This is a genomic window from Corynebacterium sp. MSK195, from assembly GCF_030228885.1.
Lineage (GTDB): Bacteria > Actinomycetota > Actinomycetes > Mycobacteriales > Mycobacteriaceae > Corynebacterium.
In genome coordinates, this window is sequence record NZ_JASPGT010000004.1 from 209319 (window position 1) to 233822 (window position 24504).

Below are 24504 nucleotides of genomic sequence, written 5' to 3' on the forward strand. Positions count from 1 at the left end.
TCTCAGTGTGCAAGGTTAGTCTTCTTCGGAGGCTGCCAAGTCAAAAGTGACGGCACCTCGCAAAATGGTGTGGGTAACGCGGGCACCAAATTCTTCGCCAGCGTACGGGTTGTTTTCGGACTTGGAGGCCAGCTTCGAGGAATCAGAAACCCAATGGTGGTTTGGGTCCACAATGGTCAAGTTGGCAGGCTCGCCCTCTGCGATGGGACGGCCATGGCCTGGCAGGCGGGTGATTTCTGCTGGGCGCTCGGACATCACGCGAGCAACAAAGCGCCAATCCGCTAGGCCGGACTCGACGAAGATCTTGGCGATAACAGCCAAGGAAGATTCCAGGCCCAACATGCCAGGGCGGGCATTTTCAAACTCCACGCACTTGTCTTCGGAGCCGTGCGGGGCGTGGTCGGTGGCAACACAGTCGATGGTGCCGTTAAGCAGCGCCTCGCGCAGGGCCTCGGTATCGCGTTGTTCGCGCAGCGGCGGGTTGACGCGGAAGAGGCCATCATAGGTGCGCAGCTTGTCATCGGTCATCAACAGGTGGTGCGGGGTTACCTCGGCGGTGAGAGGAATATCCTGCTCCTTTGCCCACTTCAGCAGCTCCACGGTGCCCTGGGTCGAGGCATGGCAGATGTGCACGCGGTTGCCGTAGTCGCGCGCCAGCAGGGCGTCGCGGGCCACGATGGATTCCTCCGCCACGCGCGGCCACCCGCGCAGGCCGAGCTTGGCCGCGGTCTCGCCTTCATGGGCGGAAGCACCACCAGTCATACGGTCATCCTCGGCGTGCTGAGCCAACAGGACGTCCATGCCCTTGGCGTATTCCAAAGCGCGACGCATTAGCTGCGGATCCTGGACGCACTTGCCGTCATCGGAGAACATGCGCACCTTGGCGTCCGAGCGGGCCATCATGCCGAACTCAGTGAGGGTCTTGCCTTCCAGGCCCTTGGTAATGGAGCCCACCGGGTGGACGTCGCACAGCGCCAGTGCTTGGGACTTGGCCCATACGGACTCAGCGATGATCGGCTGGTCGGTCACCGGGTTGGTATTAGCCATGGTGAACACGGCGGTGAAACCGCCCTTGGCGGCAGCCTTGGAGCCGGTCTCGATAGTCTCGGTGTCCTCGCGGCCGGGCTCGCGCAGGTGCACGTGCATATCCACCAGACCTGGCAAAAGCACGTTGCCTTGGCCGTCGATAACCTGTGCATCCTCGGCTTCTGCCGTAGCGCCGATGGCAGCGATGATGCCGTCCTTGACCACGACATCGGTGGGCTCGCCTTCGCCGTACAGGCGCACATTCTTAATCACCAGTGGGGTTTCCGCCGGCGCGGAAAGGCGACCGGTTTCCGGGTAAGTAGTCATTGTCTCTCCCTAAAGTTGAGTGTGGGTCGCGGTTTTAAATGCCGGCGTTTTCGCCATTGGTCAGCAGGGTAAACAGCACCGCCATGCGGGCGTGCACACCGTTGTGCACCTGCTGCAGGACCGCAGTTTTGTCCAAATCTGCGACGCCGTAGTTAATCTCCATACCGCGCAGCATCGGGCCTGGGTGCATGACGATGGCGTCCTTATGCATGGCCGCCGCGCGGTCCTTGGACAGACCAAAGAGGTTGGCGTATTCGCGGTGGGAGGGGAAGAAGCCGCCGTTCATGCGTTCTTGCTGCACGCGCAGCATCATGATGACGTCGGCGTCTGCGATTTCCGAATCAAAGTCATAGGACACGCGCACCGGCCAATTCTCTACCCCAAAGGGCATGAGGGTGGCTGGGCCCACGAGGGTTACTTCAGCACCGAGGGTGGTGAGCAAATCTACGTTGGAGCGCACGACGCGCGAGTGCAGGCAATCGCCCACAATCTTCACCTTCAGCCCGGCAAAGCCTTCGTCGCTGTGCAGGCCCAGGCGCTGGCGCATCGTGACGGCGTCGAGAAGCGCCTGCGTTGGGTGCTGATGCGCGCCGTCACCCGCGTTGATCACAGAAGGCCCCTTGCCGTTAGGGGCTACCCACTGGGCCAGCTGCTGCGGCGCACCGGAGGAAGGATGGCGCATGATGATCGCATCGGCGCCGATGGCGGCCAAGGTAAGGCCCGTATCCTTCAGGGACTCGCCCTTCTTTACCGAGGAGGTGGAGGCAGACAGGTTAATGACGTCCGCGGACATCCACTTGCCGGCCGTTTCAAAGGAAGAGCGGGTGCGGGTGGAGTTTTCATAAAAGAGGGTATAAATGGTCCGCCCCCGCAGGGTCGGCAGCTTCTTTACCTCGCGGCCTTCTAGGGCCTCCCGGAAGCGATCCGCTTCATCCATCAGACCGATAATTTCGCTTCGGTCCAGCTCTGCCATATCGATGAGGTGCTTCATGGTTATGCCTCCCCCGTTTCGGAGCCAGCTCCGTCAGTTGTTGCGGCGGCTCGGGTCAATACGACCGCATCCCGGCCGTCAATCTCGCTGTTGTATACGGTGACATCTTCTTCTCGCGCGGTGGGCAAATTCTTACCCACATAATCGGCGCGGATAGGAACCTCGCGGTGGCCGCGATCTACGAGGACGGCCAGCTGAATAATGTCCGGACGGCCCACGTCACTCAACGCGTCCAAGGCGGCGCGGATAGTGCGGCCGGAATACAGCACATCGTCGACCAAAATAACGGTGGCATTATCGATGCCACCGGTGGGAATCGTCGTCGGTTGGAGTGCGCGATGCGGCTTATTCAAAAGGTCATCGCGGTAAAGAGTGATATCGAGGGAGCCCCACGGGACTGCAACCCCGGAAAATTCTTCAATCTTGTGCGCTAGGCGCTGTGCAAGGGGCACGCCACCAGAGGGAATGCCAAGCAGAATGACCCGCGGTGCGTCCGCGGAATCGAGCGCCGTTTTTTCAATGATCTGGTGCGCGATGCGTGCAACGGTACGCGAAACGTCATCGGAGCTTAAAAGCTCTAGCTTGTTCGCGGTAGCGTCAGTTCCACTCATCGTGACCTCCTTCCCCGCCTCACGGTGCGGTCTTTAAAGGATGCCGGTTGATGGTCTCAAAAATGCCTAAGCTATTAGACACAAGATACTCTAGCACCTTCCCCACCATTTGGGTGAGGGCGAAAAGAAGGAGGCGCATCAAGAAGTGAGTTTTTCCGCCGAACACATAGTCCCCGCCCCGCGCGAGCAGGTCTGGGAATGGCATACCCGCCAAGGCGCTTTAACCCGTCTGAACGCGCCCTTTGCCTTCATGAAACCCATCCAGCAGGCAGAGAGCCTGGGCGATGGCACCTCTATCCTGGGCCTTCCGGGCGGCCTTCGCTGGACCGCTCAGCATAAGCTTTCCCAGTACCGCGAGGGCTATGAGTTCACCGATGTGTGCGTAAACTCGCCCATTCGCAAATTTGCTACATGGCAACACCATCACGCCTTTGCGGATCACCCAGACGGCACGCTCGTTCGCGATGAAGTTACTACCCGCATCCCTTCGGCGGCGCTGGAATCGGTCTTTGCTTATCGGCAGCACCAGCTCATTGAGGATTTTTCCTTTCTCCGGCGGCTTGCCGACGCCTCCTTAAACACCGAACCACTAACCATCGCCATGACCGGCTCCCGCGGCAGCGTGGGTGCAGCGCTTACCGCACAGCTGCGCACCGCCGGGCACACGGTGATCCAGCTCGTGCGCGGCACGGCCAGCAAAGGTCAGCGCACCTGGCGGCCAGAACATCCCGATCCCGACCTCCTGCGCGGCGTCGATGTCCTCGTCCACCTGGCAGGCGAACCCATCTTCGGCCGCTTCAACGATGAGCACAAGGCCGCCATCCGCGATTCCCGCGTTGGCCCCACCGAGCGCCTAGCCCGTCTAGCGGGCACCACGGATTCCGTCCGCACCATGGTCTGCGCCTCTGCCGTGGGCTACTACGGGTCCGACCGCGGCGATGAGATCCTCACTGAAGACTCCGCACCTGGCGAGGGCTTTCTCGCAGACGTCGTAGTCGACTGGGAGCGCGCCTGCGAGCCCGCCCGCGCCGCGGGCACCCGCGTGGTCAATATCCGCACCGGCATCGCCATGTCGGGCGGTTCCGGCCTCCTGCCACTGCTGCGCGCCCTCTTCTCTACCGGCCTAGGCGGCCCTTTCGGCGACGGTGAGTTCTGGTTCAGCTGGGTTGCCCTCGATGACCTGACGGATGCCTACTTCCGCGCCATCGTGGACGATTCGCTAGAAGGCCCCGTCAATGCGGCCTCGCCTAACCCGGTGCTCAACAAGGACTTCGTCAAAGCCCTTGGCGCAGAGCTACACCGCCCAGCCCTGCTCCCCGTTCCACCCTTCGGTCCCGCAATCTTGCTGGGCAAGGAAGGCGCCCAAGAGTTGGCCTTGGCGCAACAACGCGTAAGCCCCACCGTTCTACACAACATCGGGCATACGTTCCGCTACCCCACGATCGATACTGCTCTCGCCCACGAACTTGGCGGCGAGCGCCTATGGCAGTCCCAGTAGCTAGATAAGAACTTAGGTAAACTAGTAAAGGTTGACCTTTATCCCCGATTAGTACATGGATTGAGACTACTTAAGTGTCTGAAGAACCAACCCTGTATCCCGATACGCCGGTAGAGCCTGTAACTCTCGAGCGCATCGGCGAAATCTTTGCATCTGAGAACCTGGAATACCGCCTCGAAGAGCAGCCAGTGAGCGAGGAAGAAACCGTGCAGATCCTGCGCACGGGCTTCTCCAACGTCGCCATCGCCATGCAGGTGCGCGATGATGTGCTCGTGGCAGATTCCGTATGGCGCGGCAACGTGCCTTCTTCTGAGGGCCCAAGCCTGTTGATGGTGCTCAACCAGTGGAACCAGCAGCACTTCGCGCCGACCCTGCGCTTCTTTGAGTCTGCCGAGAATAACCTCGCCGTCTCCGGCGTGCGCGAGATCAACATTGCCCACGGTTTGTCCCGTAATCAGATCGGCGCCTTTGTGATGTCCACGCTGGATTCTATGCTGCAGTCCTTCGCCTTCGTGGAAGAACACTACCCACAGCTCGTGACTTGGGAGGAGCACAACCATGACTAATGCCTCTACCGAAAACAATCTGCCAGAGATCACCCTGGACCGCGTTGTCGAGGCCATGCGCACCTTCGATATCGAATTGACCAAGATGGACAGCGATATTGAGGCGGCCACCGCCAACCTCAACGGTCTGCCCACCATGTTCGCCGTTCTCGATTCCGTGGTTATTGTCCGCTGCGATGTGCCTACCGACGCCGCCTATTCCAAGGCTGACGCCGGCCTCTTCCTCGCGGCTAACCAGATCAACTCCGTAGCCTTCGGCGCCCGCGCAGTTATCTCGGAACACGATGACATGCTCGTCGTGCGCACCGAGCGCGATATCCCTGCCGCCGCCGGCATGACCGACGAGCAGCTACAAGCTGCCCTAAAGACCGCCGTGGATGGCGTCATCCGCGGCCAGGATGCCATGGTTTCTGCCGCCGAAGAAATGGCCAAGCTTGGCTCCGAGACCGCAGCCAACGCCGGCTCTGACGACGCCGCCGCAAGCGACGCCCCGCAGAGCTAAGGCGCTCTAGAATTCACTGCTCTCCCCTCTCCTTCTGCCTTAACAATGGCGCAAGGGTGACGGGGAGAGTTCTTTTTGCCCTTGGCCGTTCTGGGCACGTGGTGTGTCTAGGACTGGCGTCGACGAGCGCTGCCTCCGACATGAAAATACCGCCCGCCACAGCTCTTCACCATCGAGCTGGGCGGGCGGTTTAAGTATGTGGGCCAGTTTAAACCTGACTATTCCGCAGTGGGGTCCTGCTGCGCAGAACCGTCTGCTACAGCCGAGTCGTCGGCCGCGGCAGCGGAGTCCGAAGAGGTGGATGCGGAGGTATCCTCGGCCGCATCTTCCGCATTCTTAGAGTCTACCGACTCCTCGTCGGTCGTATCCTCGCCGACCGTATCTGCATCGCTGCCCTGATGTTCTGCGGACATCGGGTTTTCCGCAGAACGGGATTGCGCCACGTCATCCAACACAGCGTGTATATATGGCGCCGCTTGGTCGTTAGAGTACTGGGAGGCAATCTCCACGCCTTCCACGACCGCAGTAGCGGTGGGAATATCCGGGTTGAACAGCAGCTCCCATACCGATAGGCGCAGGATCGCGCGGTCAACGGCCGGAATGCGGTGCAGTTCCCAGTCCTCGGCAAGGAAGCGAGAGATGGTGTCATCGATGGCATCCAGCTCTTCAGCGACGCCCTTGACAATCACCTGCGTGTATTCGGCGACAGGTGCTACCGCATTTCGGTCCTCACGTGCCAATGCGATGCGATCCTCCACGATGGCTACGGGGTCAACGTCCCTGTTTTCTGCCTCGTAGAGGATATCGGCGGCACGACGACGCGCGCGGTACCGCGCGGTGTGCCGCTTGTAGTTGATATCGCGCTTAGGGGTGTTATCAGACACAGTCAGATGCCCTAGTTGTTAACGCGGGAGAGGTACTCGCCGGTACGGGTATCGATCTTGAGGACGTTGCCGATCTCGATGAACAGCGGAACCTGGATCTCAGCACCGGTCTCCAGAGTGGCGGGCTTGGTGCCGCCGGAAGAACGGTCACCCTGCAGGCCAGGCTCGGTGTGCTCTACCTTAAGGTCTACGGAAATAGGCAGTTCTGCAAAAAGTGCCTCATCCTCGTAGAAGGAAACCTGAACGCGCATGTTCTCCAGCAGGAAGCGAGCGGCATCGCCGAACTTCTCCGGCGGGAGCTCGAACTGCTCAAAGGTCTTTTCATCCATAACAACGTAGCTGGTGCCATCGTTGTACAGGTAGGTCATATCGCGGCGGTCCACGGTAGCGGTCTCTACCTTTACGCCAGCATTCCAGGTCTTGTCCACGGTCTTACCGGAGACAACATCCTTGAGCTTGGTGCGCACGAAGGCTGGGCCCTTGCCCGGCTTCACGTGCTGGAACTCAACGATCTGCATCAGTTTGTTGTCGATCTTCAGAACGAGGCCGTTCTTGAAATCAGTAGTATCAGCCATTGCGGTTAAACTCCCGAAAATTGTGGACTAAAGGTTGAAAACAATGTTTAAGCCTACCGGACAACTGCCCCTTGGGGTATTACCGGTCCCCCATTTCTTCCCCACAGTTACCAGCGGAGTGGCTTTCGGGGCCTGTCGCCTGCCCTAAGCGGTCAGACACGCGAGCAATCAAAGGTTTTTATTCAGCAATAACTCGCTGTACGATAAGGTTTTGCTTTATTGATTTTTCACATATCTACCAAGGATTTTTGCGATGCCCCTCAAGAAGCTTTACGCCGCAGCAACTGCTACTGGCGCAGCCGTAGCGGCACTGTCCGCTCCGCAGGCCATGGCAGCAGACGCCCAGACCGTGATGTTCGGTGATTCTGTCTTTGCCAACCCAACCTATGGCCAAATTGGCACTACCTCGAGCCTGTCCCCTTCGGCAGGCACTACGCTCTCGTCTGCCACCCACGGCATCGAAGACGCTCCTGGCGCGCCGTCCCCACAGGGCTGCCCGCAGGGTCAGAGTAATGTTGGCCGCGAATTGGGGCGCGTTTCTGGTCAGCATGTAGCCAACTACGCATGCTCTGCGGCGAAGGCCGCTGGCCAGTCGCACCGCAAGGACTTCACTGAGCAGATCAACGGAGCCATTGCCAATAACGATCTCAATGGCGAAACAAAGAACGTTTTGATTCAGTTCGGCGCCAATGATTTCCAGGAAATCGTGCGCCCATCTCTTTCTTCTTCCAACCCCTACTACGACGGCATGAAGCATTCGATCCAGCGGATTCGCCACGCCGCCCCGAATGCCCGCATCACCGTTGTAGGCTATCCCGCTATCTCTGCCCGCAATGGCGCGGTATGCCCGCTGCGCACCTCCGCACCGGGATCCTCTGAAGCCGGTTTCAACATGGACTACGCGGGCCTGGTCCGCACCGGTGAGGACCAGGTCAATAGCGCCATGTACAAGGCAGCCCGCGCAAACGGCGTGCAGTATTACGACCTACGCGCCGACTCCATTGATCACGGGATGTGCGCGCCGGACAGCACCCGCTGGATTTCCGGCAAGTGGGAGTACTCCGTACCGCACAACCTCTTTAATCACCTCACGCACCTGGGCAATCGCAATGTCGCCCAGCTGCTTAACTCCAAGGTGCTGGCTCACTAGGCGGGCAGTTCAGTAAATTCCTTCGTCGCGGCGGTAATGATTTTCGGCGCACCATCGGTAATGATGAGGGTGTCTTCGATGCGCACGCCACCCTTGCCTGGCACATAGATGCCCGGCTCGACGGTCAGGGTCATACCTGCGGCGAGTTCGCCCTTACCGGTTTGTGCCGCGAACGGGGCTTCGTGGACGTCGAGGCCCACGCCGTGGCCCGTCGAGTGCACAAAGTAGTCGCCATAGCCGGCGGCGGAGATGACATCGCGGCAGGCTGCGTCGACGTCGGCAAGCTTAGCGCCCGGCACCGACGCTGCCACGCCTGCCTTTTGGGCGCGGAGCACCACATCATAGATTTCCTTGGCAAAATCATTCGCCGTGCCCACGACGTAGGTGCGGGTGCAATCGGAGTTGAATCCGCGCAGGTGGGCACCGAAGTCGATGGTCACTAGGTCGCCGTCCTCGATGACCCGGTCATCGGCACCATGGTGCGGCATCGCCGAGTTCGGGCCGGACGCCACGATGGTATCGAAGCTCACTCGCTCCGAGCCGAGCATGCGCATACGATACTCCAAATCGGCGGCCACTTGGCGCTCGGTGCGGCCGGCACGCAACTCACCAGCGGCGAGTAGATCCTCCAGCGCCTGATTTGCCAGCGCGGCAATCTCTTCCAGCTTTTCTAGCTCGAGCGAATCCTTGACCAAGCGAATTTGTTCAATGACCCCGGCGATGGGAACCAAGGTAACCGACTCCGGGGCGGACTCTTCCAGCTCCTTCAGCTCGGAGACCGAGAGGTAGTCTGCTTCAAAACCGACTCGAATCGGTCCCTCGACATCGGCAAACTGCTGCAGGAGCACCTTTCCTACCGCGCGGCCTTGGATAGCCTCCAGATCGGGAACTTCGCGGGCGATCTGCGTGGTGTACCGGCCGTCGGTAGCAACCTGCGCGGTAAGGTCCTTGCGCAGCAATAGCCCGCCATTCGAGCCGGAGAATCCCGAAAGGTAGCGCACGTGCGTGAGGTGGGTGACCAGAACGGCATCGATGCGCTGGCCGGCTAGTTCCGCGGCAAGCTTGCGGCGCCGGTCACTAAAACGGGTATCTGCCAAAGCCATGATTTCATCCTTTTAGGGTCGACTGCGGTGTAGAAAGTATCCACCCAGTATATCGACCCTGCCCCTGCAGTTGGGCGGAATTCTTTCTAGCCGGCTGCCGCCCAGCCCGTTCGAGGGGTGCCTATTGGCAGAGGTAGTCCACTGCCGCCACGTAGCCGAAGACCCCCAACCCCGCGATGACGCCGCGGGCGATAGGGCTGAGATAGGAGTGATGGCGGAAGGGCTCGCGCGCATGCACATTAGAAATATGCACCTCTACGAATCCGGCGCCATCGGCTACCTCTGCCAGGGCATCCCGCAGGGCCACTGAAGTATGGGTAAAACCGCCGGGATTGATAATCACTGGGTGGCCCGCATCCGCGGCAGCATGCACCTTCTCAATGAGCTCACCCTCATGGTTGGACTGGAAGCACTCTACTTCTGCACCGTGCACGGCGGCGCGCGAGGAGATCATCTGTTCTACATCCGCCAAGGTGGTGGAACCGTAGACATCCGGTTGCCGCTTGCCCAAGCGGTTCAAGTTCGGGCCATTGAGGACAATAATCTTCATTACTACTCCGAAATCGCGGCGTAGGCCGCCTCTAACTCTTCCGTACTGGGACCTTCTAAACGGGTGGCCTCACCCACCCCAGTCAAGGCTACAAACCGGATATTTCCGTCGCGGTTCTTCTTATCGTGGGTCATTGCCTCATACAAGTCAGCGAACTGACCTGTCTTATACGAGGTCGGCAGCCCAATGCTGTGCAGGATACGGCGGTGCTTTTCCACCAATTCCGCGTCAATGAGGCCGCGCGCATGCGCCAGGTGGGCGATAAACATCATGCCCACCGCCACCGCGTTGCCATGGCGCCACTGATACTGTTCATGGCGCTCCACCGCATGGCCGAAGGTATGGCCGTAGTTGAGCGTTTCACGCAGGCCCGATTCTTTAAGGTCCTCGCCCACCACCGCGGCCTTTACCGCTATGGAGCGCGCAATCAATTCTGGAAGATATCCCTGCGGATCCACGCATGCGGCGGGATCGCTCTCATAGCGCTCAAGGATCACCGGGTCATGGATGAATCCGGTTTTGATGATTTCTGCCGAGCCAGCAATGATCTCCGCCGCGGGCAGGGTATCGAGGCGCTCGAGATCCACAAACACAGAATCCGGCTCATGAAAGGCGCCAACGAGGTTCTTGCCGGCTGCGGTATTGATGCCGGTTTTGCCGCCGACGGCCGCGTCAACCATAGCCAATAGCGTGGTCGGTACCTGAATGACCTTGATGCCCCGCATCCACCCGGCCGCAGCGAACCCAGCCAAATCGGTGGTGGCGCCACCACCGAGACCGATGATGACGTCACGGCGATTAAAGCCTTTCTCCCCCAGCTGATCCCACACGCCGCCGATCACGCTGAGTTGCTTGGCGGCCTCGGCATCGGGGACATCGATAAGCGTAGGCTCCACCCCCTCAGCGGCGACGAGTTCTGCTAAGCGCTCGGCCGCGGCACGCAGGGGCGGTTGGCAGATAATGCCCGCCTGGCCTACACCAATCTGCGCGCAGCGCTGTGCGATGTCCCGATTGAGATCGGCGCCAATGCGAACTTCATAGGGCTGTGGTCCATTAACGGCAATGCTGGGCATGGTGGTCCTTTCCGTTCGCCGCCGAGCCAGGGGGGCGAGAAACTAGTGTTAGCGCGGCGGGGAATCTACAGGGTATCGAGGAAGCCGAGGATATCGCCCACCACCTGCTGTGGGGTCCGGGCATCGGTGCGTACCCGGTAATCGGCCACCTCCTGGTAATACGGGCGGCGCGCCTCCACGAGGTTGCGGTAGTGCTCGAGGGGATCGGCGGCCGCGAGCACCGGCCGATTGCTGTCCCCGGACGTCCGCCGTGCACCTTCTTCAGGGGAGATATCCAAAAAGATGACAGTATGGCGCTCCAGCAGCTCACGGGTGGAGTCCGTCAGCACTGCCCCGCCGCCGAGGCTGACTACTCCACCAGTGCGCAGCGCCGCAGCAACGTGCTCGGCTTCGAGCGCGCGAAAGTCTGGTTCACCCAGCTCGCTAAAGACTTCCCCGCACGGCTTGTCTTTATCCTGTTCAATGAGGTGATCTGAATCCACCAGTTCGCAGCTCAAGGCGTGGGAAAGGCGGCGGCCGATGGTGGATTTACCCGCACCTGGCGGGCCAACCAAAACAACGCGTGGACGGGGCAGGCCCGTAACGGCGGTTGGGGTGGTCATAACTTACTCCTGGTCAAAAGCAAGACGGTCCGAAACGTATTTATCATACGCGGCGATGGCTGCAGAGGTTTCTTCGAGGCTATCGCCACCGAACTTTTCTAGCACGGCGCGCGCAAGGACGAGGGCAACCATTGCCTCTGCAACGACGCCCGCCGCGGGAACCGCGCACACATCGGAGCGTTGGTGAATGGCAGTAGCTTCAGCGCCGGACTCCATATCAATAGTGCGCAAGGCACGCGGAACGGTAGAAATCGGCTTCATCGCCGCCCGCACGCGCAGCTGCTGCCCGTTCGTCATGCCGCCTTCGAGGCCGCCTGCACGGTTGCTAAGGCGGGATACGCCTTCTGCGGTTCGGACCATCTCATCGTGGGCAGCGGATCCGCGACGTCGGGCCTCGGCAAAGCCATCGCCAATTTCTACGCCTTTGATAGCCTGAATGCCCATCAAGGCGCTAGCCAATTGTGCGTCCAAGCGGTCATCGCCGGAAATGTGCGAGCCCAGCCCGATAGGCAGGCCATCGACCACAACCTCAACGATGCCGCCCAGGGTATCGCCCTGCTTCTTTGCGGCCTCAATTTCCGCAATCATGGAGGCTTCAGCCGCCTTATCGCAGGCGCGGACCGGCGAGGCATCGATAGCCTCGATGTCCGCGAACGCTGGCGCAGGCCCCTCATAAGGCTCGGAAGCGCCAATGGAAATCACGTGAGAGAGAACCTCAACGCCCAAGGTCTCGCGCAGGAAATTGCGCGCAACGGTAGCTGCGGCCACACGGGCCGCCGTTTCACGCGCAGAAGAGCGCTCGAGGATGGGGCGTGCTTCACTGTGGCGGTACTTCACCATTCCGGCAAAGTCCGCGTGCCCGGGGCGCGGCCTCGTCAAGGCGGCACCGCGGCCGGAGTTCATCGCTTTAATAGTGTCTTCATCGTCCATATCCAGCGGATCAGCCGACATAATGGTGGTCCACTTGGCCCACTCCGTATTGCCAATCATGATGGCGATGGGACTACCCAAAGTGAGCCCATGGCGGACTCCACCCAGCACGGTGACCTCATCGGCCTCAAACTTCATACGGGCACCGCGGCCATAGCCTAGGCGGCGCCGGGAAAGCTGATGGGAAATATCGGCGCGGGTAATGGGGACCCCAGCGGGCATATGCTCCAACATCGAAATAAGAGCTTGGCCGTGGGATTCACCTGCAGTAGTCCAACGAAGCATGCGGGTATTATCGCACGGCCTGGCCAATCCAGTACCAACTTGGTCCCGCAATATATTCTTCCACCCCCTCAAAGAGGGTGCGCACATGCGATAATGACCGTTGCCGCTAGCAGCATTGCGGGACCATGCGGGCTCTTCTTCTGCCGACTGCACGCGGACCACAAAAGCGTCAGAAGGGACGCGCTGCCGCTTGCCGCTACCACGCCCATAAACCCGGCCACATGCCCCACCAGCATTCCCAGGGGCCAGGCGAGTTTTATGTCGCCTCCACCCACGCCTGCATGGGCCAGCCCTAGCACGAGGTACATCCCCGGCCACCACAGCCCACTCCAATTGGCAACGCCGAGCGAGAGCACCGCAGCTGGAAGGGTTAACCAGTCTGGCAATCGGCGCTGCCGAATATCCCACCAAGACAAGGCTGCTGCCCACAAACCATAAATAATTCCCCCGACTATTAGCACGGGGATCACTCTAAGGCACGCTGTGAGGAAGCGCTGGGCGTCAATGTCTACATGGCGAAGTCTGCAGTTCCTACGGCACGAGGGTTGCCGGCCCCGCTTGCCGACGCCCCTCCTACTTAGTCGTCTGCGACCGCTTCTGCAGCTCCTGGTTCAATGCCTTCAGCATGTCTTCCCGCGGGGCGGCCACCCCTGTAAATTGCTCGAACTGACTAAATGCTTGGTAGGCGAGCATGACATGCCCGCCCACAGTCTTGTACCCATTGGCCGCCGCACACGTGGTCAGCGGTGTAGGCCAGGGATCATAGATGACGTCCAGCACCGGTGCGTGGGCGAGGTCAAAGACATAGTCTTTCACCGCCGCTGACGGAACCGTGGACACAATGACATCGGCTTCCCGAGACAGGACGGATAAGTCCCCGTCGAAACTGATAAAGGAAAGCTCCAGCCCTAAGTTCTGGGCGAGCGGCAACAGTTCGGCGCTCCGGTCGGAACGATTGAGGACCGTAACCTTTTTCACCCCGCGCTCGGAAAGCGCCCACAACGCCGGACGGGCGGTGCCCCCAGCACCAATGAGCAGCGCATGACCTGCCGGACTATCCCCCAGGAGCTCGGCGAGCGCACCGCGTACGCCCTCGGTATCGGTATTGTCCGCAAACCAACCATCAGCCCTGCGCACCAAGGTGTTTGCCGAGCCAATCAGTTGGGCTCGGTCGCTTACGGTGTCCGCAAAGCGGAGGGCAGCAAACTTGCCAGGCATGGTCACGGAGAAGCCAACAAACTCTGAGTCGCTTGCCGCCACCAATTCCGGCAGCCCCTCCGCCGATGACTCAAAGCGGGTGTAGTCCCAACCGGCCAGCCCGGCGGCCTCGTAGCCAGCATTGTGAAGCACCGGAGACAAGGAGTGCTCGATGGGGCTACCAAGGACCGCCGCACGTGGCATGGTGTTTCTACCTCTTTGTGGTTATCGCGACTTTACTGGGCGGGCTGCTCGGCAGCGGCGTCGCCGTTGCCGGAACCAGCGCCCTCTCCTTCGCGCTTCGAGTCAAGCACGCCGGAGCGGATGGCGTCATCAACGCGGCCCAAGTGCTCATCGTAGCTATCGGAGAAGACGGTAGTGCCTTCCTGGTCCACGGTGACGAAGAACTTCCAGTTGCCCTCAGCCGGCTCTTCCATGGCCTTGATTGCATCGTCCGAAGGAGAAGCAATCGGGGTATCCGGTAGACCTTCCTTCGCGTAGGTATTCCACGGGGTCTTCTCCCCACGGGCCTCATCGGTGGTGGCCAGCTCAACGTCTTCCAAGCCGTAGTTCACGGTGGAGTCAAACTCCAGGCGCATTGGCTCGTCCAAGCGGTTAAGGATAACGCGGGCAACCTTGTCGAACTCGCCTGCCGGTGCCTCGCGCTCCACCAGGGATGCGGAGGTGAGCAGCTCATAAGGGCTCAAACCGATAGCCTGCGCGCGTTCCTGAATATTGGTCTCGTTGTAGCGCTTGGTGGAGCGGGTGATGAGGTCCTTGAGGATGTCCTTGGCCTCCATATTGGGGTCCAAGACATACTGACCTGGGGCGATAAGGCCCTCAATGCGCTTTGGGTCATTACCGCGCTTGTTGATAGCGTCCAAGGCCCACTCCGGTGCGCCCAGCTCGGCTGGGTCGGTTTCCGCGGCAACCTTTTCCAGGTCCTCCTTCTTCAGGCAGTTGCCATCGTTGCAGCTGACCTCAGAAATCAGGGAGTAAATGCCGTAGCGGACGTCTCCGCCCACAACCTTGACGTCCTCCAAGGTGGCGCCGCCTTGCACCTCGAGCATGTCCACGCGGTTATTCTCATCCAACAGTGCCTCGACTGCGGCGTCCGCGCTCATCTCTTCCTGTAGGCGATAAAAGCCCGGCTGGATTTGGCTCGCGCTGTGGTTCATCGACGCAGCAGAATCGAAAGCGTCCTGCGTCTTCACCACGTTCTTTTCTACCAAAGCAGGTCCGAGCTCGGACATGGACGAGCCTTCCGGCACCTCCACCAGCTGGGTGGTACCGTTGCCGGTTCCTTCATAATCGGCGGAGGTATTGCCGAGGCGGAATCCGATGTAGATAAGGGCGCCAAGGATGACGATGATGGACGCAATGACAACGGCAATGCCGCGCTGGCGGCGCTTGACGTATTTCGGCTCCATCGATCGGCCGAGGCGTTCTTGGTTACGGCTCACGTGTTTTAGTCTCCTGAGTCTGAAGGCTGGTCTATTGCATCTTGGGTTCGTAGCGCGCTCGCACGCCCATCCAACCAAGTCTGCAATATCTCCACCGCTGCTGCTTGGTCGATGACTTTACGGCCCTTCTTCTCGGACACGCCAGACGCGCGCAGCGCGGTAGTTGCTGCCACGGTGGTCAGACGCTCATCAGCCAAACGTACTGGTGGTGGAACTTTATCTATATTTGCATCTCGATTCAACCGACGGCGGATCCGAAACGCAATTTCCTTAGCATGTTTTACGCTTTTTGAGCCATTTCCCTGCAGGTCCCGCGGCAGCCCTACGATGACCTCTACTGCGCCATAACAATCAATCAGTTCTAGGATGCGGTCAATATCGCCCTTATCGCGGTCCTTGAACCCGGTTTCCCGGTGCACGGTCTCCACTGGGGTGGCAAGCGTGGCTTCCCTATTGGACACTGCCACGCCAATGCGCACCGTGCCGACATCGAGTGCGAGCCGACGGCCCTGCCCCGGATCATCAACTCCGGGGGTATCTGGTTCCACTTTTGCCACGGTCGAACTCCTACAGGGACTCGAGCATGTCCTTGACGGCCTCGAAGCCGCGCTCAGCACCGGCCGCAGTAGAACCAGAGCCCTGAGCCATATCCGGCTTACCGCCGCCGCGTCCGTCAACGTACTGGCCAAACTGCTTGACGATGTCCCCGGACTTCACGCCGCGCCCAACGGCCTTGTCCGTGGCCGCCGCGATGAACGGGAACTTGCCTTTGTCCTCGGCGCCCAAGACGATGACGGCTTCTTCCTCGCGCAGGCGGTTGCGCAGGTCCGTAGCAACGGTGCGCAGGTCCCCGCCGGTGGTGCCTTCCGGCAAGGTCAGCGCAATGACCTTGAACCCATTGATGTCCTTAGCCGCGCTGACGAACTCGGAGGCACGCGCAGCCAGCTGCTGCTTGCGCAGGGTTTCAATTTCCTTCTCCGCTGCCTTGAGCTTTTCAGACAGCTGAGCAATGCGCTCCGGCAGGTCCTCGGTCTGTACCTTCAGCTCGCGAGAAACGCCTTCCACCAAGGCGGTCTCCTTGGAGTAGTAACGGAAGGCATCCAAACCGGAGTAGGCCTCGATGCGGCGAGCACCAGAGCCAACGGAGGACTCACCGAGCACGGACACCGGTCCGATTTCAGCGGAGGAACCAACGTGGGTACCGCCGCACAGCTCGATGGAGAACGGGCCACCGATCTCTACCACGCGGACTTCCTTGCCGTAGTTCTCACCGAATAGTGCCATAGCGCCCATGGCCTTGGCCTCCTCCAGGGAGGTCTCAATGGTGTTGACGGCAAAGTTGGAGTCGATTGCCTGGTTAGTAATCAATGCAATCTCTTCCAACTGCGCCTGGCTGAGCTGCTCGGTGTAGTTGAAGTCAAAGCGTAGGTAGCCCGGGCGGTTCATGGAGCCGGCCTGGACGGCGGTGGGGCCAAGCACCTGGCGCAGTGCGGCGTGAATGAGGTGGGTTGCGGAGTGCGCCTGGGTGGCACCGTGGCGCCACTGCTCGTCGACGGCTGCTTCAACGGACATACCCAAGTCAAGGCCGCCGGCGGTAACTGTAGCCTTGTGTACCCACAGCTTCTTACCAATCTTTTGAACGTCGTTGACCTCCAGCAGGGATTCGCCGGCAATAATGCGGCCGCGGTCTGCCATCTGGCCGCCCGCTTCGGCGTACAGCGGGGTGTGGTCCAAGATGACCTCAACCTGCTCGCCCTCGCGCACCTGGTCGACCTTCTCGCCGCCGCGGACGAGGCCGATCACGCGGGCGTCGGAAGTAAGCTCCTCAAAGCCGGTGAAGACGGTGGGGTTATTGTCTACCCAGTCACGGTAGAGGGAAAGGTCAGTGTGGCCGTGCTTCTTGGCCTGATTATCGGCCTTGGCGCGGCGGCGCTGCTCGCCCATGGCATCGTTAAAGCCATCCATGTCGACCTCAAGGCCGGCCTCCTGGGCCATCTCCAAGGTCAAGTCGATGGGGAAACCATAGGTATCGTGCAGCTCAAAGGCCTTCTCGCCCGGCAGGACCTTTGCGGTCTTCGCGCGGGAGGTGGACTTGAGCTCCTGGACGGCATCATCGAAGAGGCGGGTGCCGGACTCGAGGGTCTTCAGGAAGGCCTTTTCCTCATTCACGGCAACGCGCAGGATGCGCTCGCGGTTGTCTGCGATCTCCGGGTAGGACGGGGTCATAGTATCCATGACCGTATTCATGAAGCGCTCCATAGTCGCGCCCTTAGCGCCCAGCAGCTTGGCGGAACGGATAATGCGGCGCAGCAGGCGGCGCAGGATGTATCCGCGGCCCTCATTGCCTGGGGTCACGCCGTCCAGGATGAGCATCATGCCCGTACGGGAGTGGTCAGCTACCACGCGGAAGCGGATATTGTCCTCGTGGGAGGCCTTGTCACCATAGGTGGCGCCGGTAAGCTCCTCGGCTACGTCAATAACTGGGCGCAGCAGGTCCGTTTCATAGACGTTGTCTACGTCCTGCAAAATGCAGGCCACGCGCTCGATGCCCAGGCCGGTATCGATATTCTTCTTCGGCAGCTCGCCGACGATCTCAAAGTTGCCCTTGCCAATGCCCTCGCCGCGCTCATTTTGCATGAAGACCAGGTTCCAGATCTCCATGTAGCGGTTGTCATCGGCGATCGGGCCGCCGTCCTTGCCGTACTCAGGACCACGGTCATAATAGATCTCGGAGCACGGGCCACAGGGCCCAGGGATACCCATGGACCAGTAGTTGTCCTCCATGCCGAGGCGCTGAATGCGCCCTTCAGGCACGCCGATCTTGTCGCGCCAAATTTCGGCGGCCTCATCATCATCCAGGTAAACGGTGACCCACAAGCGCTCTGGGTCTAGGCCAAAGCCGCCCTCATCAACGGAGCCGGTAAGCAAGGCCCACGCATTGGTGATGGCGCCTTCCTTGAAGTACTGGCCAAAGGAGAAGTTGCCGGCCATCTGGAAGAAGGTGTTGTGGCGGGTGGTAATGCCCACCTCATCAATGTCCAAGGTGCGCACGCACTTTTGGATGGAAGTGGCAAGGCCCTTGGCAAAGGGCGGGTTCTGCTGGCCCAAGAAGTAGGGCTTAAACGGAACCATGCCGGCATTAACGAAAAGCAGGTTAGGGTCATCCAGGATCAGCGAGGCGCTTGGTACTGCCTCGTGACCAGAATTGACGAAGTGCTGGGTAAACCGTTCCCGGATCTCATGAGTCTTCACGAGCAACAATCCTAACTGTCTGAGCTTTCATCTTCTATCAAGAAGTTTCTAACCCGCCCAACTCTACCCTTCGCTGCACAGCGATTTCCCATCGGTGGGGATCAGCGAGGCCGGCGCGCGTTTTTGCCGGGGCCGCGTTTGCCACGAATAATGCTGCGCAAGCGGCCTATATAGTCATAAACACGCTTCTCAGCCCCGTGATCGGTGGGTTCATAGTAAACCGAACCCTCCAGCTCATCGGGCAGATACTGCTGCTCTACTACGCCGCGGGGATCATCGTGGGGGTAGACATAGCCCACGGCATTTCCCATCCGCTTGGCGCCCTCATAGTGCCCATCGCGCAGGTGCGGTGGCACGTGGCCCACCTTGCCGGCGGCTACATCGGCTTGCGCCTGCGTGATGGCAGAAATGACCGAGGGAGACTTGGGCGCGGTGGCCAGGTGAATGGTGGCTTGCGCGAGCGGGATTCGGGCTTCTGGCATGCCAATGAGCTGAGCGGCCTCGGCCGCTGCCACGGCCACCTGGAGGGCGGTGGGATCGGCCATGCCGATGTCCTCGGAGGCGTGCACAATGAGCCGCCGGGCAATAAAGCGCGGGTCCTCCCCGGCTTCTACCATGCGGGCGAGATAATGCAGCGCCGCATCCACATCGGAGCCGCGAATGGACTTAATGAACGCGGAAACCACGTCATAGTGTTGGTCGCCGTCGCGGTCGTAGCGCACCACTGCCTTATTGACGTTGTCCGTGACCGTTTGTGGGGTAATTTCCCCGCCATCGTCAACCGCCTCGGCCGCGGCCTCGAGATAGGTCAGCGTGCGCCGCGCATCGCCACCGGCGAGGAGCACCAACTGATCCAAGGCTTCATCGGTAATCCGAATGTCGCGCTCACCTAGGCCACGGTCGCTTTCGAGCGCGCGCTTGGCGACGCCCCTTAAGTCATCGTCGCTTAGCGAATGCAGCTGCAACAGCAGCGAGCGAGACAGAAGCGGCGCGACGACGGAGAAGGAAGGGTTTTCCGTGGTTGCCGCGACGAGCAATACCGTGCGATTCTCCACGGCCGCAAGGAGCGCGTCCTGCTGAGTCTTGGAAAATCGGTGCACCTCATCGATGAACAGCACCGTGCGCCGACCATGAATGAGCTCTTGCCGAGCGTGGGTGATGACCTCGCGGACCTGCTTGACGCCCGAATCGAGGGCAGAGAGGCCCACGAAGTTCTGCCCCATTTGGCTAGCGATGAGCGAGGCAATGGTGGTCTTGCCGGTGCCCGGCGGCCCGTACAAGATGACAGAGGCCTCCCCTGAGCCTTCCACGAGGCGGCGTAATGGCTTGCCGGGAGCCAGAAGGTGGTCTTGTCCGACCACTTCATCTAGGTTTTGGGGACGCATCCGCGCCGCCAGTGGCGACCCGGCGTGGGTGGCGAAAAGGTTCTTCCCGGGCAGCGGCGACGCGCTGCGGTCCGGAGTGGGCCCGCCGAATAAAGAGTCTTGAGACACTGGAAAGCTACCTCCTATAAGCGTGCGGGCACATCGCGATTGTCTATTCGTCGTCCAAGCGGCGCGCAATGGCGCTGCCAAATTCCGCAATGGGCGCGCAGGTGGGGCCATCGCAGCGCGCGGCATATCGAGATAGCGCCTCAAAGGTTTCATAGAGGTCGCGGCGCACGAGCAATTCATCTTCAGTGAACGGTCCGTGATCGGCCGGACGCAAAATGGAGCGCTGCGGATCGTGGACGACCTCGGCTTCTCCCCTAACTAGGGCAACCAGCCCTTCGATGCCGCCGGCGTGCATCGTGGTCACGCTCGATAGCGCCCAGCCAATAAGCGACGCCACGATAAGGCCGTGGATTTCTTCCGCATTGGAAAATAGCGGCCACACCTCAGATACGGCACGGGACCAGGCAGAGATGAAGATGTCTGCCTCTTCGTCCGTAATCGGCTTGGAGAAGAGGAACTGTGGGAATCCGGCGATAACGCAGGCTACGTCGAAGCCAACATTGCGGAATCCTGCCCATTCATAGTCCAAGAAGTGCAGGCGCTGGGACACAATAATGTTATCCGGCGAAAGGTCAAAGGGAGTAAAGGCCCGGTCTTTGCCGGATGCTAGGGAGCGTGCGGCTTGACCCGCAAGTTCCCGGAAGCTTGCCGGTGCTTCAAGCCCTGCCTTATCCAGCAAATCAAGGCCGATGCTAATGGAGCGCTCCAGCGCCTCATCGCGCACGGACTGGTGCGGGGCCAAGTCCGGGTTCTTGCGCAGCATCCTAGTGAGCAAGGTTTCATAATCTTGCTCATGGCCCGCGGTTCCAGCGTGCATGTGCCCCAACGCACTGCCCAGCGAGCGCAACACCCGTACGCGGTCATCATCGGTGGACTGTACGAGGACATCGGCAAGCGTTTCGCCCTCACCCAAGTCCGTCAACACAATAATGCGCTGCTCCAGATCGTGGGCCAGAAGCACAGGCCCGGGGCGCACGTCCTCAGATAACGCGGTGGTGAATTGATAAGCCACCACCTCGCGCAGCATCGCGGCATCATCGACGCCATAGCCGGTGACCGGGTTGTACTTTATGACTACCGAGCGGTGCGGCAGGAAGGCTCCAGGGGCAATCTTGGCGCGCAGGACCATTGCATTCCCGGAACCATCCAAGCGCTCTACGCTCGACATTTCCGGGGTACCACCAAAACGGCGCGACAACATCTCCGAGGCGGCTTTGATGACGTCCTCGGGTGACAGCACAGCTTTGTTATCAACCATAGTTCTATCCAGTATGCCCCCTCACACCAAAGCGGGGTCACAAGTTCGCCCGCTGCGAAATTGCCGCGGACTACGATGTGCCCCGCACGGTGCGCCTGAAAGGCCGAGGTTTAAGCTCCCGGCCTACTTCTCCTCAGCGGTTTCTGCCGTAGTGGAACCGGCCTTGTCCTGTTCCTTCTTCTTTTCTGGCTTGTAGTCTACGCCGGTCTCCTTACGCTGTGCGGCAGGGATTGCCGCCGGGGCGTCGGTAAGCGGATCCACGCCGCCGCCAGACTTCGGGAACGCAATGACGTCGCGGATGGAGTCGAAGCCGCCCAACAGGGAGACGATGCGGTCCCAGCCGAAGGCGATGCCGCCGTGTGGTGGGGCGCCGTACTGGAAAGCATCGAGCAGGAAGCCGAACTTCTCCTGAGCCTCCTCGTCACCGATTCCCATGACGTCAAAGACGCGCTTCTGCACGTCCTGCTGGTGAATACGGATGGAGCCGCCGCCAATCTCGTTGCCGTTGCAGACAATGTCATAGGCGTACGCCAGCGCCTCACCCGGGTTCTGGTCAAAGTTGTCCAGGTACTCCGGCTTCGGGGAGGTAAAGGCGTGGTGAACCGCGGTCCACTTGGAGTGGCCCAGCGCGACGTCACCAGAAGCGGTCGCATCAGCGGAAGGCTCAAAGAGCGGAGCGTCTACAACCCAGGTAAAGGCCCAGTCGCCTTCCTTAATAAGGTCCAGCTTCTTTGCAATCTCGCCACGTGCAGCGCCCAACAGGGCACGGGAAGACTTGGTGTCACCGGCGGCAAAGAAGATAGCGTCGCCCGGCTTAGCGCCGACGTGCTCTGCAATGCCCTCGCGCTCGGCGTCAGTAATGTTCTTAGCTACCGGACCGCCCAAGGTGCCGTCCTCGCCCACGGTGATGTAGGCCAGACCCTTGGCTCCACGCTGCTTTGCCCAATCCTGCCAAGCATCGAACTGACGGCGTGGCTGAGAAGCGCCGCCTTCCATGACCACGGCGCCTACGTATTCGTTTTGGAAGACGCGGAAAGTGGTGTCCTTGAAGAACTCGGTGCACTCCACAATCTTGATGTCAAAGCGCAGGTCCGGCTTATCGGAACCGTAGTACTTCATCGCGTCGGCGTAGGTCATGCGCGGGATTGGAGTCTTGATCTCGTAGCCGATGAGCTTCCACAGCTCGGTGACAATCTCTTCCGCCAAGGCAATGACATCGTCCTGGTCTACGAAGGACATCTCCACGTCCAACTGGGTAAACTCCGGCTGGCGGTCAGCGCGGAAGTCCTCATCGCGGTAGCAACGCGCGATTTGGTAGTAGCGCTCCATGCCAGAGACCATGAGCAGCTGCTTGAAAAGCTGCGGGGACTGCGGCAGTGCATACCAGGTGCCTGGCTTCAAACGCGCTGGTACCAGGAAGTCGCGTGCACCCTCCGGGGTGGAACGGGTCAAGGTTGGAGTCTCGATCTCAGCAAAGTCATGAGAATCCAGCACCTTGCGGGCCGCGCGGTTGGCAGCAGAACGCAGGCGCAGTGCCTTTGCCTGGCGCTCGCGGCGCAGGTCCAGGTAGCGGTACTTCAGACGAGTCTCCTCGCCTACCTCACCCGAGGTAGAAGGATCATCAATCTGGAATGGCAGCGCTGCGGACTTATTCAGAACCTCAAGATCCGCGACATTAACCTCAATCTCACCGGACGGCAGGTTGGGGTTTTCCGAGCCTTCTGGGCGAGGCTCCACGGTACCGGTGACCTTAACGCAGTATTCGGAACGCAGGTCGTGGGCGCGCTCCGCCACGTCAGATTCACGGAAGACAACCTGGGCAATGCCGGAGCGATCGCGCAGGTCAATGAAGATCACACCACCGTGATCGCGGCGGCGGGAAACCCAACCGGTTAGGGTGACGGTCTCTCCTGCGAGTTCTTTGCGGAGCTCACCTGCTAAGTGGGTACGCAGCACTGTTGTTCAATCCCTTCTGAAAATTGTGTCACTTGCGGGTCCCGCCACGCGTAAACAGCGCGCGCCAAACCAAGCACAAGACTAGGAACGCGCACAATTCTACATCCCTACCAGTACGCGGAGCGCAGTTAGGTGGACGCAAGCTAATCCCGAAGGTCGCAGAAGAACCACCGTTTCCCTCCTTCAGCCTCTTTGCAACAATCTTCATCCTGTGTATGAGGGGACCATGTGGCACTATTTAGGCATGACTTTTAGATCAGGTGCCGATTTCGGCGGCAAGGAAGCGCGTTCGGGTGGCGGCGGCGGTGGCATCGCCATTGGCGGTGGCATCGGCTCGATTGTTCTCGTAGGCCTCTTCCTCCTCATGGGCGGCAACCCCTCAGACTTGGGCGCAATTCTGGGCAGCGAGCAGACCCAATCCGACGGCGCTGCACAGGGCGAAAGCCCCGAATGTGAAACTGCAGAAGATGGCAACACCAAGGATGAATGCCTTGTAGAGTTCACCGGTCGCAGCGTGGATAACGTCTGGTCAAAGGTCTTGCCGGAACAGGCAGATATCCAATACACCGAGCCGGAGCGCGTGGTCTTCCACGGCGGCGTTAATACCGGTTGTGGCGCGGCCTCTTCTTCTACTGGCCCCTTCTACTGCCCGCGCGATGAGTCCGCTTATTTCGACACCGCGTTCTTTGATTCCTTGCGCAACTTCGGCGCGGAAAATGCCCCTTTGGCCCGCATGTACATCGTGGCGCACGAGTTCGGCCACCACATTCAAAACCTTGAGGGCACCCTCGGCCTGTCGGACTATGACGACCCAGGCGCCGATTCCAACGCGGTGAAGATCGAGCTCCAGGCTGACTGCTACGCAGGCCTGTGGGCTTCCTACGCCGACAAGGGCGATAACCCCTTGCTCGAGCCGATTACTAAGGAACAGGTCTCAGACGCTGTCGCGGCTGCCCAGGCGGTGGGCGATGACAATATCCAGCGCCGATCCGGCGGCCAGGTCCAGCCCGACTCCTGGACGCATGGTTCCTCCGAGCAGCGTGAGAAGGCATTCCTTGCCGGATATAACTCCGGCAAAATGTCCCAGTGCGACACCCTTGAGCGCGGCGCCTACCGCGGCTAATACTCACAACGTGGCCGTCATCTAAAAGCGGCGGCCATTATGTTCGCAAATAGCCACATTGCTTTTACGAACTCCACATCTTGAGTTCA

General features: G+C 60.3%; 23 protein-coding genes. 5 read left to right on the plus strand and 18 right to left on the minus strand.

Annotated elements, in window-relative coordinates:
- Positions 1-15 precede the first annotated feature (15 nt).
- The 3 genes from QP909_RS06140 to pyrR are packed head-to-tail and all read right to left on the minus strand — an operon-like array spanning position 16 to position 2955.
- Positions 16-1353 (minus strand): dihydroorotase, encoded by a 1338-nt coding sequence (locus QP909_RS06140; protein WP_284766531.1) that lies wholly within the window; start codon positions 1351-1353, stop codon positions 16-18.
- 34 nt (positions 1354-1387) lie between these two features.
- Positions 1388-2344, minus strand: a complete 957-nt coding sequence (locus QP909_RS06145; RefSeq protein WP_284766532.1) for an aspartate carbamoyltransferase catalytic subunit — start codon at positions 2342-2344, stop codon at positions 1388-1390.
- Positions 2345-2346: 2 nt separating this feature from the next.
- A complete protein-coding gene (gene pyrR / locus QP909_RS06150) occupies positions 2347-2955 on the minus strand; it encodes a bifunctional pyr operon transcriptional regulator/uracil phosphoribosyltransferase PyrR (protein WP_284766533.1) in 609 nt (202 codons plus the stop codon).
- A 145-nt stretch (positions 2956-3100) separates the two neighbouring features.
- Here pyrR and QP909_RS06155 point away from each other — a divergent pair, with 145 nt between their 5' ends.
- From QP909_RS06155 to QP909_RS06165, 3 genes are all read left to right on the plus strand, one after another.
- On the plus strand, positions 3101-4453 hold the full coding sequence (locus QP909_RS06155; protein ID WP_284766535.1) for a TIGR01777 family oxidoreductase: 1353 nt from the start codon (positions 3101-3103) through the stop codon (positions 4451-4453).
- Positions 4454-4527: 74 nt separating this feature from the next.
- Entirely contained in the window at positions 4528-5019 is a 492-nt protein-coding gene (locus tag QP909_RS06160) for a YbjN domain-containing protein (protein ID WP_086587601.1), read from the plus strand.
- Positions 5012-5521: a YbjN domain-containing protein gene (locus QP909_RS06165; RefSeq protein WP_005324916.1), complete on the plus strand. Its 510-nt coding sequence runs from the start codon at positions 5012-5014 to the stop codon at positions 5519-5521. The genes QP909_RS06160 and QP909_RS06165 overlap by 8 nt, the downstream gene beginning before the upstream one ends.
- A 218-nt stretch (positions 5522-5739) precedes the next feature.
- Here the strand turns inward: QP909_RS06165 and nusB are convergent, their stop codons facing one another.
- Positions 5740-6378 (minus strand): transcription antitermination factor NusB, encoded by a 639-nt coding sequence (nusB, locus tag QP909_RS06170; protein WP_502868612.1) that lies wholly within the window; start codon positions 6376-6378, stop codon positions 5740-5742.
- Positions 6379-6416: 38 nt separating this feature from the next.
- Entirely contained in the window at positions 6417-6980 is a 564-nt protein-coding gene (efp, locus tag QP909_RS06175) for an elongation factor P (RefSeq protein ID WP_023021466.1), read from the minus strand.
- Positions 6981-7233: 253 nt separating this feature from the next.
- Here efp and QP909_RS06180 point away from each other — a divergent pair, with 253 nt between their 5' ends.
- Positions 7234-8130: a GDSL-type esterase/lipase family protein gene (locus tag QP909_RS06180; protein WP_284766539.1), complete on the plus strand. Its 897-nt coding sequence runs from the start codon at positions 7234-7236 to the stop codon at positions 8128-8130.
- Here QP909_RS06180 and QP909_RS06185 read toward each other — a convergent pair.
- The 13 genes from QP909_RS06185 to aspS all read right to left on the minus strand — a co-directional run bounded on the left by QP909_RS06185 (position 8127) and on the right by aspS (position 23292).
- Positions 8127-9233, minus strand: a complete 1107-nt coding sequence (locus QP909_RS06185) for an aminopeptidase P family protein (RefSeq protein ID WP_284766540.1) — start codon at positions 9231-9233, stop codon at positions 8127-8129. The two genes, QP909_RS06180 and QP909_RS06185, sit on opposite strands and share 4 nt — an antisense overlap.
- Before the next feature lie 121 nt (positions 9234-9354).
- Positions 9355-9783: a type II 3-dehydroquinate dehydratase gene (gene aroQ / locus QP909_RS06190; protein ID WP_284766541.1), complete on the minus strand. Its 429-nt coding sequence runs from the start codon at positions 9781-9783 to the stop codon at positions 9355-9357.
- Positions 9784-9785: 2 nt separating this feature from the next.
- Positions 9786-10856 carry a 3-dehydroquinate synthase gene (gene aroB, locus QP909_RS06195; protein WP_284766542.1) on the minus strand — a complete coding sequence of 357 codons (1071 nt, stop codon included), beginning with the start codon at positions 10854-10856 and terminating at the stop codon, positions 9786-9788.
- Between the two features lie 65 nt (positions 10857-10921).
- Positions 10922-11458, minus strand: a complete 537-nt coding sequence (locus QP909_RS06200) for a shikimate kinase (RefSeq protein ID WP_284766543.1) — start codon at positions 11456-11458, stop codon at positions 10922-10924.
- A 3-nt stretch (positions 11459-11461) separates the two neighbouring features.
- Positions 11462-12673, minus strand: coding sequence for a chorismate synthase (aroC, locus tag QP909_RS06205; protein ID WP_284766544.1), 1212 nt, complete (start codon positions 12671-12673; stop codon positions 11462-11464).
- 68 nt (positions 12674-12741) lie between these two features.
- Positions 12742-13143, minus strand: coding sequence for a prepilin peptidase (locus QP909_RS06210; RefSeq protein ID WP_350309219.1), 402 nt, complete (start codon positions 13141-13143; stop codon positions 12742-12744).
- A 103-nt stretch (positions 13144-13246) separates the two neighbouring features.
- Positions 13247-14074: a shikimate dehydrogenase gene (locus tag QP909_RS06215; protein WP_284766546.1), complete on the minus strand. Its 828-nt coding sequence runs from the start codon at positions 14072-14074 to the stop codon at positions 13247-13249.
- A gap of 32 nt (positions 14075-14106) precedes the next feature.
- Positions 14107-15300: an endolytic transglycosylase MltG gene (mltG, locus tag QP909_RS06220; protein ID WP_239277765.1), complete on the minus strand. Its 1194-nt coding sequence runs from the start codon at positions 15298-15300 to the stop codon at positions 14107-14109.
- Positions 15301-15338: 38 nt separating this feature from the next.
- A complete protein-coding gene (ruvX, locus tag QP909_RS06225) occupies positions 15339-15890 on the minus strand; it encodes a Holliday junction resolvase RuvX (RefSeq protein WP_239277646.1) in 552 nt (183 codons plus the stop codon).
- 10 nt (positions 15891-15900) lie between these two features.
- Positions 15901-18585, minus strand: a complete 2685-nt coding sequence (alaS, locus tag QP909_RS06230) for an alanine--tRNA ligase (protein ID WP_284766547.1) — start codon at positions 18583-18585, stop codon at positions 15901-15903.
- A 101-nt stretch (positions 18586-18686) separates the two neighbouring features.
- The gene (locus QP909_RS06235; RefSeq protein ID WP_284766548.1) at positions 18687-20078 is read right to left on the minus strand and encodes a replication-associated recombination protein A; all 1392 of its coding nucleotides are present in this window, start codon (positions 20076-20078) and stop codon (positions 18687-18689) included.
- Between the two features lie 43 nt (positions 20079-20121).
- Positions 20122-21336 carry a phosphotransferase gene (locus tag QP909_RS06240; protein WP_284766549.1) on the minus strand — a complete coding sequence of 405 codons (1215 nt, stop codon included), beginning with the start codon at positions 21334-21336 and terminating at the stop codon, positions 20122-20124.
- Positions 21337-21459: 123 nt separating this feature from the next.
- Complete coding sequence (aspS, locus tag QP909_RS06245) at positions 21460-23292, minus strand: aspartate--tRNA ligase (protein WP_284766550.1); 1833 nt, start codon at positions 23290-23292, stop codon at positions 21460-21462.
- Positions 23293-23536: 244 nt separating this feature from the next.
- Between aspS and ypfJ the strand changes: the two genes are divergently transcribed.
- Positions 23537-24415, plus strand: coding sequence for a KPN_02809 family neutral zinc metallopeptidase (gene ypfJ, locus QP909_RS06250; RefSeq protein WP_284766551.1), 879 nt, complete (start codon positions 23537-23539; stop codon positions 24413-24415).
- Positions 24416-24504: the final 89 nt, after the last annotated feature.

What these genes read in the sequence shown, in the direction of transcription:
- aroC (WP_284766544.1), bottom strand. Translation starts at nt 12,673, where the DNA reads ATGCTTCGTTGGACTACTGCAGGTGAATCCCACGGCCAAGCTCTTATT.
- efp (WP_023021466.1), bottom strand. Translation starts at nt 6,980, where the DNA reads ATGGCTGATACTACTGATTTCAAGAACGGCCTCGTTCTGAAGATCGAC.
- QP909_RS06215 (WP_284766546.1), bottom strand. Translation starts at nt 14,074, where the DNA reads ATGCCACGTGCGGCGGTCCTTGGTAGCCCCATCGAGCACTCCTTGTCT.
- pyrR (WP_284766533.1), bottom strand. Translation starts at nt 2,955, where the DNA reads ATGAGTGGAACTGACGCTACCGCGAACAAGCTAGAGCTTTTAAGCTCC.
- QP909_RS06180 (WP_284766539.1), top strand. Translation starts at nt 7,234, where the DNA reads ATGCCCCTCAAGAAGCTTTACGCCGCAGCAACTGCTACTGGCGCAGCC.
- QP909_RS06165 (WP_005324916.1), top strand. Translation starts at nt 5,012, where the DNA reads ATGACTAATGCCTCTACCGAAAACAATCTGCCAGAGATCACCCTGGAC.
- QP909_RS06145 (WP_284766532.1), bottom strand. Translation starts at nt 2,344, where the DNA reads ATGAAGCACCTCATCGATATGGCAGAGCTGGACCGAAGCGAAATTATC.
- aroQ (WP_284766541.1), bottom strand. Translation starts at nt 9,783, where the DNA reads ATGAAGATTATTGTCCTCAATGGCCCGAACTTGAACCGCTTGGGCAAG.
- QP909_RS06185 (WP_284766540.1), bottom strand. Translation starts at nt 9,233, where the DNA reads ATGGCTTTGGCAGATACCCGTTTTAGTGACCGGCGCCGCAAGCTTGCC.
- QP909_RS06140 (WP_284766531.1), bottom strand. Translation starts at nt 1,353, where the DNA reads ATGACTACTTACCCGGAAACCGGTCGCCTTTCCGCGCCGGCGGAAACC.
- aroB (WP_284766542.1), bottom strand. Translation starts at nt 10,856, where the DNA reads ATGCCCAGCATTGCCGTTAATGGACCACAGCCCTATGAAGTTCGCATT.
- QP909_RS06200 (WP_284766543.1), bottom strand. Translation starts at nt 11,458, where the DNA reads ATGACCACCCCAACCGCCGTTACGGGCCTGCCCCGTCCACGCGTTGTT.
- mltG (WP_239277765.1), bottom strand. Translation starts at nt 15,300, where the DNA reads ATGGAGCCGAAATACGTCAAGCGCCGCCAGCGCGGCATTGCCGTTGTC.
- QP909_RS06240 (WP_284766549.1), bottom strand. Translation starts at nt 21,336, where the DNA reads ATGGTTGATAACAAAGCTGTGCTGTCACCCGAGGACGTCATCAAAGCC.
- ypfJ (WP_284766551.1), top strand. Translation starts at nt 23,537, where the DNA reads ATGACTTTTAGATCAGGTGCCGATTTCGGCGGCAAGGAAGCGCGTTCG.